The following is a 12925-nucleotide window of genomic DNA, read 5'->3' as shown; positions in this document are numbered from 1 at the left end:
AAAGTGGCTTACCTTACTTTAGGGTTAAGCAAATAGGGTGGAACCGCGGGTAAACTCTCGTCCCTATGCTGTTAAAGCATAGAGATGAGAGTTTTTTATTTTGAGAAAGAAAATTAAAAAAGAGGTGTCGTAGTGAATATTCAAAATATGATATTAACGTTGCAAAAGCACTGGTCCCAGCAAGGATGTATTTTAATGCAGGCATACGATACAGAAAAAGGGGCAGGCACAATGAGTCCTTATACGTTCTTAAGGGCGATCGGACCTGAACCATGGAATGTTGCGTATGTGGAACCATCTCGTCGTCCAGCTGATGGTCGTTACGGTGAAAATCCAAACAGACTTTATCAGCATCATCAATTTCAAGTGATTATGAAGCCTTCTCCTGATAATATTCAGGACCTCTATCTAGATTCCTTAAAGGCGCTCGGAATTGATCCACTTAAGCATGACATTCGCTTTGTTGAGGATAACTGGGAAAACCCGTCACTAGGCTGTGCAGGACTTGGATGGGAAGTATGGTTAGATGGAATGGAAATTACTCAATTTACCTATTTCCAACAAGTAGGTGGACTTGAATGTAAACCCGTTTCAGTTGAAATTACATACGGGATTGAAAGATTAGCTTCGTATATTCAAGATAAAGAAAATGTGTTTGATCTTGAATGGACTGAGGGTTTTACCGTACGTGATATTTTCCTTCAACCTGAATATGAGCATTCTAAATACACGTTTGAAACATCTGATGTTGACATGCTGTTCCAATTATTTAATACGTATGAAAAAGAAGCACACCGACAAATGGATGAAGGTCTTGTACATCCAGCTTATGATTATGTGTTGAAATGCTCTCATACCTTTAACCTACTTGATGCTAGAGGAGCGATATCGGTTACAGAAAGAACAGGATACTTAGCACGTGTCCGAAACTTAGCTCGAAAAGTTGCCAAAACCTTTTATGAAGAACGTGAAAAACTTGGATTCCCAATTTTAAAAGCAAAGGAGGAAAATAACTAATGGCAGCAAAAGATATTTTACTTGAAATCGGCTTAGAAGAGCTACCGGCGCGATTTGTCACAGACTCCATGAATCAGCTTTCGGACAAAATCAAGGATTGGTTACAATCCAAGAAAATTTCCTATCATGACGTTCAAGCATACTCAACCCCTCGCCGTTTAGCTGTACTTGTATCTGATGTAGCACATACTCAAGAAGACGTACACGAAGAGGCAAAAGGACCTGCACGAAAAATTGCCTTAAATGAAAACGGAGAATGGACAAAAGCAGCGATGGGTTTTACTCGTGGACAAGGCATGACGGTAGAAGATATTTATTTCAAAGAAATCAATGGGGTAGAGTATGCCCATGTGAATAAATTTATTCAAGGAAAGAAAACAGTTGATTTGCTTCCAGAACTAAGGGATATTGTGACAAGCATTCATTTTCCAAAAAATATGCGGTGGGCGAACTATGATATGAGATATATTAGACCCATTAAATGGATCACCGCTCTCTATGGTCAAGAGATTATTCCGTTTTCAATCACGGATGTTCACACATCAAATGATAGTTTAGGTCATCGTTTTCTAGGCGGAAAATTTCAAATTACAAACCCAGGAGATTATGAAGAGTTACTAATAAAGCAATATGTGATTGCCGATCCGACAAAACGGAAAACTATGATTCTTGATCAATTAAAACAATTAGAGGAACAAAATAATTGGACAATTCCTGTAGATGAAGACCTACTGGAAGAGGTAAACAATTTAGTTGAATATCCTACTGCTCTATATGGTGGATTTGAAGAGGAATTCTTGGAGCTTCCTGAAGAGGTTTTAATTACTTCCATGAAGGAACATCAACGATATTTCCCTGTTAAATCGAAGGATGGTAAGTTACTTCCTCATTTTGTAACCGTCCGAAATGGCGGATCTGATTACTTAGAAAATGTAGCCAAAGGAAACGAGAAAGTATTAAGAGCCAGACTATCTGATGCGGATTTCTTTTACCGTGAAGACCAAAAACTGGAGATTGACCATTTCTTAAATAAGTTGCAAAGCATTGTCTATCATGAGGAGATCGGGACATTAGCCCAAAAAGTAGAAAGAGTGCGTAACTTAACCAATATCCTGACTGAAAAATTGTCATTTTCTAATGATGACAAACAAGCAGCAGATCGTGCAGCTCAAATCTGTAAATTTGACTTAGTGACGAATATGGTCTATGAATTTCCAGAATTACAGGGATTTATGGGTGAAAAATATGCTCGTCAAAAGGGTGAAAGTGAAGCTGTAGCCGTTGCGATTAATGAACACTATATGCCAAGGAATGCGGAAGATCAAACACCTACATCCGAGGTAGGGGCAATTCTCGCGGTTGCTGAAAAGATGGATACAATCGCATCCTTTTTCGCTATTGATATGATTCCAAGTGGTTCACAGGATCCATATGCATTAAGACGTCAGGCAACGGGAATTGTACAAATTCTTTTACACAAAGATTGGAATATTTATTTTGAGGATTTAATTCATGAATCGATATCGTTATTGCAAGCAGAAGGCAAGCTTAAACAAAGTGTTGAGCATGTAACAAAAGAGCTTGTGGGCTTCTTCAAGTTACGTTTAAAACATTTATTACAAGAAAAATCGATTCGCTATGATTTAATTGATGCTGTTTTAGGAGATGATCTGGGAGATATTCACGGTTTATTCAACCGTGCTGAAGTTTTAGAAGCGAAGAAAGATGAAGCAGATTTCAAAGAAAATATCGAAGCTCTAAGCCGTGTCCTAAATATTGCGAGTAAAGCAGTAGCACAAGGAGAAATTAACGAATCCTTATTTGAGAACGACCATGAGCAACGGTTATATGAAAGATATGGATCCGTGAAACAGCAATTAAGTCATCCGGTTTCAGAAGAAACCTATTATGAGTTACTCGTATCAATGAAGCTAGAGATTAATCAATATTTTGATCATACCATGATCATGGTTGACGATGAAAAAGTAAAGCAAAATCGACTTAATCTTATGTTATTAATAGCAGAGCTGATTAAAAAGTTTGCCAATGTAAATGATATCATTACAAAATCATAATACCCCATTTTTTTCATGTAGGGCTGTATCTACCTGTAGATCAGCCCGAAATGCATGCCCATACGCGTTCTAATATGAAATTATGCTAGTTAATCTTTTCATTTCTGGAAAATAGTATATAATAATTTATGTAATAGTATAACATTATTGAATCTTTAATTGGGCATGATAGGTGGTGTTAACAATAGAACTGAATAAGCGGCAAGAACAAATATTAGAAATTGTAAAAGAAAATGGGCCAATAACAGGTGAACATATTGCAGATCGACTCAATTTAACAAGAGCAACCCTTAGACCGGATTTAGCTATTTTAACAATGGCAGGATTTTTAGATGCTAGACCGCGAGTAGGTTATTTTTATACAGGAAAAACGGGTGTTCAACTCCTTACAGATAATTTGCAAAAATTATATGTTAAAGATTATCAATCCATTCCCGTTGTGGTGAATGAAAATGTTTCTGTGTATGATGCCATTGTTACAATGTTTTTAGAGGATGTAGGTACACTTTTTGTAGTCGATAGCCAATCTCTACTGGTTGGGGTATTATCTAGAAAAGATTTATTAAGAGCAAGTATAGGGAAACAAGAATTGACTACATTACCAGTAAATATCATTATGACAAGGATGCCGAATATTACTTTTTGCTTCAAAAATGATTTGTTAGTGGATATTGCAAAAAAGTTAATTGAAAAACAAATCGATTCCATCCCAGTTGTGAAAGAGTCTGAGTCGACGCAGGGTGGTTATGAGGTAATTGGTCGAATCACGAAGACAAATATAACGAGAGCATTGGTTACATTATCAGAAGATAAATAATGGTAGTTGTAGTTGTGTAAAGGGGATGTTGAATGGATGAGCAAATTGCCGATCATCTATGTTGTTTCTGACTCGTTAGGAGAAACGGCAGAACTCGTCACGAAGGCGGCTATTAGCCAATTTAATCAAACAGATCATTTTATGATCAAACGGTTTCCGTTTGTTGAAGAGATATCAAATGTTGATGAGGTTATTTACTTAACGAAACGAGATCAAGGAATGATTGTTTATACACTCGTAAGACCGGAAATACGAGAATATTTAAAAGAAGCTGCAAAGAGGGAACAAATCATTGCTTATGATGTAATTGGACCGTTGATTAATCATATTCAAACGGTATCGGGAAAACAGCCATTATATGAGCCTGGTATTATGCATAAATTAGATGAAGATTATTTTAAAAAAGTTGAGGCCATTGAATTTGCCGTTAAATATGATGATGGTCGAGATCCACGTGGAGTACTAAAAGCGGATCTTGTTTTAATTGGTGTTTCAAGAACATCAAAAACACCTCTTTCCCAATATTTAGCACATAGAAGGGTCAAGGTAGCCAATGTTCCGATTGTTCCAGAGGTTGATCCACCTGAGGAGCTTTTTTCCATTGATCCTAAAAGATGCATTGGTTTAAAAATAAGTCCAGAAACATTAATCGGAATTAGAACCGAACGTTTACGCTCTTTAGGCTTAAGTGATTCTGCAAACTACGCGAAAATAGAGAGAATTAAGGAAGAACTTTCTTATTTTGAGAAAGTCATTGATCGAATTGGGTGTCCTGTTATTGATGTCACCAATAAAGCGGTAGAGGAAACAGCAAATATCATTCATAGCATGGTTCAAAAAAATTATCTGAAATAGCACATCATTAAAAATGTGCTATTTTCTTTTTTTTATTAGTCCGAATAAAAAAGAATAGTTGGGTATTATTTAACCCTATCCTGATTATAATAAATAGTTAAAATTAAGTATAAAAGGGATGCAAAATACAATTATTTATACTATAATAAAAAATTGTGATAAAAATTTATCATATTAGGTTTAGAGTTTCATTACAAGGAATAAACTATTTATTGTGAGATGTCAAGGGGATTTGAAAAATTCGACAAGATTTTAAGAGAAAAGTCATTTTTGAAAGAGGAATATGTGGAGTGATGTAGAATTATTAGAACATAAGGTAATTCAAATATTTAAATATCACTGATTCATGTTGGCAAAAAGATTTTGTCGAAACAACTATCTTCATAGGTATGGTGAAAAGTGATTTTTGCAATGGTAAATCCATAATAATGAAGACTGGTTGATTTTTTAAAAAAAGAGTTTTAAAAAAATGTCTGTATTTGCAGGATTTTAGGTTTTTTTGACGAATACCTCATAAAGTAAACGGAGGTGTTCACATTGTCAGAGCGTATTGCCGAGGAAACCCTGAATAAAATCCGGCAAGAAACCGATATTGTGGATATCATTAGTGATTTTGTCCAACTAAAGAAACAGGGACGAAACTATCAAGGTCTTTGTCCATTCCATCACGAAAATACCCCGTCATTTTCAGTTTCTCCTGATAAACAGGTCTATCATTGTTTCGGTTGCGGAGCTGGCGGTAATGCTTTTTCATTCCTTATGGAAATTGAAGGACTAAATTTCCAAGAAGCTGCAGTAAAACTTGCAGAAAAAGCGAATATTGATGTTAGTAATAGCATACCTACAATAAGCAAGCCTAAATCTGTACCAGATCATATTAGGCAAATGATTGATGCACACAATCTATTGGGTAAATTTTATCATCATTTGCTTATGAATACAAAAGAGGGTCAGAAAGCTTTAGAATACTTGTTGACGAGAGGTTTTTCAAAACAGTCCATTGAAAAATTTCAAATCGGTTATGCCTTAGATTCTTGGGATTTCGATTATAAATTTTTAATGAATAAGAATTTTAAACCTGAATTAATGGAAAAAGCTGGGCTAATTATTAAACGGGATCAAGATGATAGCTACTTTGATCGATTTCGAGATCGGATTATGTTCCCAATCTTTGACCGGAATCATGATATCATCGCTTTTTCGGGTAGAACATTAGGTGCAGAGCAACCTAAGTATTTAAATAGTCCTGAAACAGCAATTTTTAATAAGAGTAAAGTTTTATATAACTACAATTTAGCAAGACCGACAATTAGGAAACAACAGCATGCCGTTTTATTTGAGGGATTTGCTGATGTCATAGCTGCTGATCGATCAGGAATTGAAAATGGAGTAGCTACAATGGGAACATCGTTAACAAACGAACATGTTTCCATGCTTACAAAAAACGTTCAGTCGATTACGATTTGTTACGATTCGGATTCGGCAGGGATCGAGGCTGCATACCGAGCAGGGAATTTGCTGCAAGATGCAAATTGCCAGGTGAAAGTGGCAGTCATGCCAAAAGGAATGGATCCTGATGATTATGTAAAGAATTATGGTGAGGAGAAATTCCGTAACGATGTAATCAAATCTAGTTTAACCTTCATGGGTTTCAAAATGCAATACTACCGTAAAGGGAAAAACCTACAGGTTGAAGGAGATCGGCTGCTTTATATCGAAGAAGTATTAAAAGAAATTAGTTCACTTGATAATGTTGTTGAGATCGATCTCTATTTACGACAATTATCAGATGAATTTAACCTTTCTCTTGAGGCTTTAAAGGAGCAAGTTAGGCGAAATTCAAAACAATCTGAGAAAAGTGGATCTAATCGTGAAAAAGAACCTCCAGCTCAATTCACAATTGTTCCTAAGTCTGTAGAACGTATAAAACCAGCATATCATAATGCTGAAAGGTTTCTTATTGCACATATGTTGAAAAGTGCAGATGTTACGTACAAAGTACAGGAACTTCTTGAAGGTCATACATTAAATATTGATGAGCATCAAGCTATAATAACTTATTTATATGGATTTTATGAACAGAATCAAGTACCTGATTTAAATAGCTTTCTCAATTATGTTGAGGATGGGGACTTAAGGCGGATCATTGTCGATATCGAAATGACGCAAATTAATGATGAAATATCCGATCAAGAATTGATGGACTATATAAACCAGGTGTTGAAATATAAAAAAGGGTTAAAAATAAAGGAAAAAGAAGCAGAGCTGCAAGAAGCATTTCGCCAAAAGGATTCAGATAAAGCAAGAGTACTTTGGCAAGAAATTCAACAAATGCGTAAAACAATGTAATTGGTTTCTTTGATTTTTTGAAGGAGGGGGACAAATGGCTGAAAAATCAGCTCGTTCTAAAGAGGTTGAATCAGAATTGACCCTGGAGCAGGTAAAAGAGCAGTTAACCTTATTAGGAAAAAAAACAGGCGTCCTTGCCTATGATGATATTGCAGAAAAGTTAGCAACATTTGATCTTGATTCACACCAAATGGATGAATTTTATGAGTACTTAGGTGATCATGGTGTTGAGTTAGTAGGTGAATCGGAGGAAGATGATCCACCGGCAAAGGATTTAGAAAAAAATGAAGAAGAATTTGATTTAAATGATTTAAGTGTTCCCCCTGGTGTTAAAATTAACGACCCTGTTCGTATGTACTTAAAAGAAATTGGACGCGTGAATCTTCTTTCAGCTGAAGAAGAAGTGAATCTTGCGTTAAAGATTGAACAGGGAGATGAGGAAGCTAAAAGACGATTAGCTGAAGCCAATCTCCGTCTAGTCGTTAGTATTGCTAAACGATATGTAGGGCGCGGAATGCTATTTTTGGACCTTATCCAAGAAGGAAATATGGGTCTCATTAAGGCTGTAGAAAAATTTGATTATCGAAAAGGGTTTAAATTCAGTACGTATGCAACATGGTGGATTCGACAAGCCATTACAAGAGCGATTGCTGACCAAGCGAGAACGATTAGAATCCCTGTTCATATGGTTGAAACGATTAATAAGCTCGTACGTGTTCAAAGACAGTTACTTCAGGATTTAGGTCGTGAACCAACACCGGAAGAAATTGGTGAGGATATGGATTTATCTCCTGAAAAGGTAAGAGAAATATTAAAAATAGCTCAAGAGCCTGTTTCCTTAGAAACACCTATTGGTGAAGAAGACGATTCTCATCTTGGTGACTTTATTGAAGATCATGAAGCAACATCACCTTCAGACCATGCAGCATATGAGTTATTAAAAGAACAACTAGAAGATGTTCTTGATACTTTGACTGACAGAGAAGAAAATGTACTGCGTCTTCGTTTCGGGCTTGATGACGGTAGAACACGTACTCTTGAAGAAGTAGGTAAAGTATTTGGTGTTACTCGTGAGCGTATACGTCAAATCGAAGCCAAGGCCTTAAGAAAATTAAGACATCCAAGCAGAAGCAAAAGATTAAAGGACTTTTTAGAATAGGGATGAAAAGAAATAGTTTACTTCTTATAATAGAAGTGAACTATTTTTCTTTTATAAAGGCAATTTTCAATGTTGATTGTAGTGACCGGAACGGATAACAACAACCAAGCTTAACAGTGCCTTTATAGAAAATCTTTAAAACTATAGCATATACATATTAAGGTCGTGATTAGATGCAACAAAACCGAAAACAGATCATTATTCATGAAATTCTTTATTGGAAAGAAAATCAATTACTCCCTACAAAGTATTGTGATTTCTTGCTAGCTCTCTATACAGAGGGTAGTGGATTGCCAGAAAAGCCGTTAGAACGAAAATCACGAAGACATTATTTATTTTATTTATTGTTCATTCCAATTGGTCTATTTTTATTATATTTTACTGAATTATCTCTCACTTTGCAAATCGTCTCAGGAATAATTTTTGTCATGCTTGGCATTTATTTAACCATGATTTCAGCTAAAAAGAAAATGTTCTTTCATATTCCGCTCATTCTAACGGCTATCATTGTATTGTTTATTTCCGTCGAATTAACATTATCACATACATCCAATCAAATCGGTTTATACATCGTGATTGGTTGTAACTGTGTGGTATGGCTCTTGACTGGACTGAAATTTAAACAATTGTATTTTTCCATCTCTGGGATAGCAGGGACAATATTATTGATTTTTTTCATGTTTTTCCCTTTCTAAATCCTCTATTTTGTCTATTTTGTTAACTAAAAGTGACAAAGTTATGTGAAATGCTTTAACTTCTTTCCTTTTTGAAGTAAAATAGAAATTGTTTAAATATACTAATTAATTGAAATGTTTCCACTACATAAGGGGAGGGGTTTTACTTGAAGAAAGGACCATTATTACCATTTGCAATCATTATGGTTTTAGGAGTTTTGACAATGCTTCTGCTATCCTTCAAAGGCTTAGGAGATTCAAAAGATCTCGCTGCAGAAATAGAAGGCGGTGGAGAGGAAACAGAACAAGTAGCAGCAAGCCCTGAGGAAATCTATCAGAGTTCTTGTATTGGCTGTCATGGTGATCAATATCAAGGTAGCGGAAGTGCACCAGCATTAACAGGTGTTGGTGAGAGGTTATCTCCTGAAGAAATAGAAGATGTTGTTGTAAATGGACGAAACGCCATGCCACCAGGATTAGTAGCTCCAGAACAAGCTGGTGAAATGGCAGAATGGTTATCAGGATTATAAGGGATAAATGGAAAGTTCTTTGCATATGCAAAGAACTTTTCTTATACTTAAATAGATTAATGTCTAGCGCAAGCAGCCATCCCCCTCGAGGGCACAAGCGTGTCTAGTGTCGGCTCCCTGGGCAGTCTCCTATACATTTATTACAATCCGTCAAGAAGATTAAAGGACAATCTTCTTGACGGCTCGTCTTGTGCTTGGCCGTACCGGCATAAGTGCAACTACTCCTAATCTCCGCCTTACGGCTTGCCAGTTGGAGAGTTTACTTTATCGGGGGTAAGCACATCAGGGAAGGCTTCCTTGAATTTGCTTCACAGGAACAAAAGACTTTTTGTTCCGAAGGCGCTTGCGCTTTTCTAATTAAATAATACTTAGGTTATGTGGTGAAAGAATGAATAGTGAAAAGTTATCGAAACGATTAGAAACCGTCGCCAAATATGTTCCAGTTGGGGCGCGTCTTGCTGATATTGGTTCAGATCATGCCTATTTGCCGTGCTATTTGGTCAGCAATGGGCTTATTTCTCACGCTATTGCAGGAGAAGTGGTAGAAGGTCCCTACCAGTCTGCTAAACGCCATGTTGAAGAATTAGGCTTATTCCAGAAGATATTAGTCAGAAAAGGAGATGGCCTAGAGGTTATTCAACCAGGAGAAGTTGATATAATTTCGATTGCTGGGATGGGTGGCTCTCTCATTGCAAGCATATTGGAACAAGGCAAGGAAAAATTAGAGCAAGTAAAAAGACTCGTTCTCCAGCCAAATATTAGTGCTATTTCCATTCGTGAGTGGTTGCTAGATAATGGTTGGGGATTAATAATAGAGGAAATCATAGAGGAAGATGATAAGATCTATGAAATACTTGTTGCTGAGAGAGGAAATGAACACGAGCCTTATCAAAATAATCTGGAACAGGGGTTGCTATTAGGACCGTATTTGCTACAAGAAAATAATCCTGTTTTCCGGAAAAAATGGCAAATGGAAAAAGAAACATGGTTAAAAATTCTAAACCAACTCCAACATGCTTCTCCTTCTTCTCAAAACGAGGATAAGAGACAAGAACTCTTGAAAAAAATAAAACTTGTAGAGGAGATACTAGAGAAATGAAAAATATAAATGGACATCAACTTATAGGCATTTTTGAAAGATTTGCACCTAAATATTTGGCAATGGAAGGCGATAAAATTGGGTTACAAATTGGACGTTTAAATAAACCAGTTCAAAAAGTGATGGTTGCCCTTGATGTGCTTGAGGAAGTCGTTGACGAGGCCATTGTAAAAGGGGTAGACCTCATAATTGCTCATCATCCATTAATCTATCGCCCATTAAAAAATATAACAACGGATCAACTTCCAGGAAGAATGATTGAAAAATTAATCAAACACGATATCGCCGTTTATGCGGCACATACGAATTTGGATGTTGCTAAGGGTGGGGTGAATGATTTATTAGCAAGTGCATTAGAATTGACCGATACGGAAGCTCTGGTACCGACTCATGAGGTAAAATTAAAAAAGCTTGTTGTCTTTGTACCTGTAAGTGATAGCCAAAAGGTGAAAGAAGCAATGGGAGATGCTGGAGCAGGAGCGATTGGAAATTACAGTCACTGTCTATTTTCTGTAGAAGGAACAGGTCAATTTTTACCAAATGAGGATAGTAATCCGTATATTGGGCAAGGAGGACAATTAGAGCAGGTAGAAGAAGAAAGAGTGGAAACGATATTTCCAGAGTATCTTGAGAAAAGTGTTCTTCAAGCGATGTTAAAGGCACATCCATACGAAGAAGTGGCTTACGATATTTATTCTCTTGAAAATAAAGGAGAAACACTAGGACTGGGACGAGTTGGAAAGATAGAAGAGATGACATTAGCCGAATTTGCTAATAAAGTGAAAAGGGCTCTTGAGGTGCCAACCGTTCGGGTTGTTGGAGATTTAAACGCTAAAGTGAAAAAGGTAGCGGTTTTAGGCGGAGACGGAAATAAATATATCTCATCAGCAAAATTCAAAGGTGCCGATGTGTACGTAACGGGAGATCTCTATTATCATGTGGCACATGATGCGATGATGATGGGATTGAATGTGATTGATCCAGGGCATAATGTTGAAAAAATTATGAAAAAAGGAATCGCCCATTCTTTAACAAAGGTTTGTTCTGAAAAAGGATACAATGTAGAAATATTTCCATCAGAGGAAAGAACAGAACCTTTCCAATTTCTATAAGAACATAAAAAATAAGCACCCATGAAGGGTGCTTATTTCGCTTTTACTTTTGGAAGTATTTTGGTAAGTGGAACTTTGTTTTCTTTTTTCCATGTATTTGGATCTTCTGGATCATATTGCTCAATGAAAGTAATGACTTCTTTTGTAATTGGAGTTGGAGTCGAAGCACCGGCTGTTACAGCTACGGTCTTAGCTTCTTTAATCCAATCTAAATCAAGTTCAGTGACATCGGCAATACGATACGCTTTTGTATGAGCAATATCCTCTGATACTTGTGCAAGACGATTCGAGTTATTACTTCTCGGATCACCAACAACGATTAAGACATCTGCCTGCCCGGCTTGCTCGGCAACAGCCTCTTGACGAACCTGTGTGGCCATACAAATTTCTCTTTCAAATTCGGCATGAGGATATTTTTCTTTAATTTTGTCCATAATATCTGCTACATCCCATTGACTCATTGTGGTTTGATTCGTCACAAGAATTTTATCTGAGGAGATATTTAAGTCATCAACCTCTTGTTCATTTGACACAAGGTGTACAGCATCTGGAGCAACTCCAACGGCTCCCTCTGGCTCTGGATGATTTTTTTTACCAATATAAATAATAGTATAACCTTCTTTTTCCTTTTCGCGAATTAAATCATGAGTTTTTGTGACATCCGGACATGTAGCATCAATGGCAACAAGTCCTTTTTTTCTTGCAATTTCACGAACTTCAGGCGAAACGCCGTGTGCAGTAAAAATAACCGTTCCTTTGTCAACTTTTTCAATGATTTCTTTCCGATTTTGCCCATCTAATGTGATAATTCCTTCGTCTTCAAAGGCATCCGTAATATGTTTATTATGAACGATCATCCCTAATATATAGATTGGCCGTGGTAATGTTTTATCTAAAGCCGCATTCCGGGCGATTACCATTGCATCAACAACACCATAGCAATAACCACGCGGAGAGATCTTGATTACTTTCATTTTAAAATCCTCCTAAGTATCTACTTTTCCTTCTATACTATTATAGTAAACAATCTCTTTATAATCAAAATCCAAATTCAAACAGGAGGTTTTTAAATAAAAAGGTGGTGAATAAGAGGTTGGTTCAACTCTCTTTCATTTTGGTTCAATTAACTTCAATTTGGAGCAATTAACCTCCTTTTTGTTTCAATCCCTCAATAATTTGGTTCAATCCACTCCATCTCTCAAAAATTCAGGTAAAAACAATAAAAAAAGAATGCTAAG

General features: G+C 36.4%; 11 protein-coding genes and 1 other annotated feature (1 of these 12 only partly in view). Of the genes, 10 read left to right on the top strand and 1 reads right to left on the bottom strand.

What is annotated here, in order from left to right:
• Positions 1-68, top strand: a binding site (T-box leader); it begins 129 nt to the left of the window's first position.
• Between the two features lie 64 nt (positions 69-132).
• From glyQ to Q5760_RS18840, 10 genes are all read left to right on the top strand, one after another.
• Positions 133-1017, top strand: coding sequence for a glycine--tRNA ligase subunit alpha (gene glyQ / locus Q5760_RS18885; protein ID WP_428909162.1), 885 nt, complete (start codon positions 133-135; stop codon positions 1015-1017).
• On the top strand, positions 1017-3092 hold the full coding sequence (gene glyS / locus Q5760_RS18880; RefSeq protein WP_428909161.1) for a glycine--tRNA ligase subunit beta: 2076 nt from the start codon (positions 1017-1019) through the stop codon (positions 3090-3092). The genes glyQ and glyS overlap by 1 nt, the downstream gene beginning before the upstream one ends.
• 172 nt (positions 3093-3264) lie before the next feature.
• Positions 3265-3909 carry a helix-turn-helix transcriptional regulator gene (locus Q5760_RS18875; protein WP_428909160.1) on the top strand — a complete coding sequence of 215 codons (645 nt, stop codon included), beginning with the start codon at positions 3265-3267 and terminating at the stop codon, positions 3907-3909.
• Between the two features lie 36 nt (positions 3910-3945).
• Positions 3946-4764: a pyruvate, water dikinase regulatory protein gene (locus Q5760_RS18870; RefSeq protein WP_428909159.1), complete on the top strand. Its 819-nt coding sequence runs from the start codon at positions 3946-3948 to the stop codon at positions 4762-4764.
• 537 nt (positions 4765-5301) lie between these two features.
• The gene (dnaG, locus tag Q5760_RS18865) at positions 5302-7113 is read left to right on the top strand and encodes a DNA primase (RefSeq protein WP_428909158.1); all 1812 of its coding nucleotides are present in this window, start codon (positions 5302-5304) and stop codon (positions 7111-7113) included.
• A 34-nt stretch (positions 7114-7147) separates the two neighbouring features.
• Entirely contained in the window at positions 7148-8272 is a 1125-nt protein-coding gene (gene rpoD / locus Q5760_RS18860) for an RNA polymerase sigma factor RpoD (protein WP_428909157.1), read from the top strand.
• Positions 8273-8445: 173 nt separating this feature from the next.
• Positions 8446-8967, top strand: a complete 522-nt coding sequence (locus Q5760_RS18855) for a hypothetical protein (protein WP_428909156.1) — start codon at positions 8446-8448, stop codon at positions 8965-8967.
• Between the two features lie 146 nt (positions 8968-9113).
• Entirely contained in the window at positions 9114-9476 is a 363-nt protein-coding gene (gene cccA, locus Q5760_RS18850) for a cytochrome c550 (RefSeq protein ID WP_428909155.1), read from the top strand.
• A 388-nt stretch (positions 9477-9864) separates the two neighbouring features.
• Entirely contained in the window at positions 9865-10575 is a 711-nt protein-coding gene (locus Q5760_RS18845) for a tRNA (adenine(22)-N(1))-methyltransferase (RefSeq protein ID WP_428909154.1), read from the top strand.
• On the top strand, positions 10572-11687 hold the full coding sequence (locus Q5760_RS18840) for a Nif3-like dinuclear metal center hexameric protein (RefSeq protein WP_428909153.1): 1116 nt from the start codon (positions 10572-10574) through the stop codon (positions 11685-11687). The genes Q5760_RS18845 and Q5760_RS18840 overlap by 4 nt, the downstream gene beginning before the upstream one ends.
• A gap of 32 nt (positions 11688-11719) precedes the next feature.
• On the opposite strand, the gene Q5760_RS18835 is transcribed toward Q5760_RS18840, so the two are convergent.
• Positions 11720-12661 carry a 4-hydroxy-3-methylbut-2-enyl diphosphate reductase gene (locus Q5760_RS18835; RefSeq protein WP_428909152.1) on the bottom strand — a complete coding sequence of 314 codons (942 nt, stop codon included), beginning with the start codon at positions 12659-12661 and terminating at the stop codon, positions 11720-11722.
• Positions 12662-12925 lie beyond the last annotated feature (264 nt).

It is taken from the genome of Niallia sp. Kr1, assembly GCF_050389805.1.
Taxonomy (GTDB): Bacteria; Bacillota; Bacilli; order Bacillales; family Cytobacillaceae; genus Bacillus_BD.
Note: the sequence above shows the minus strand (reverse complement) of the source record. Positions and strands in the feature narration are given on the sequence as shown.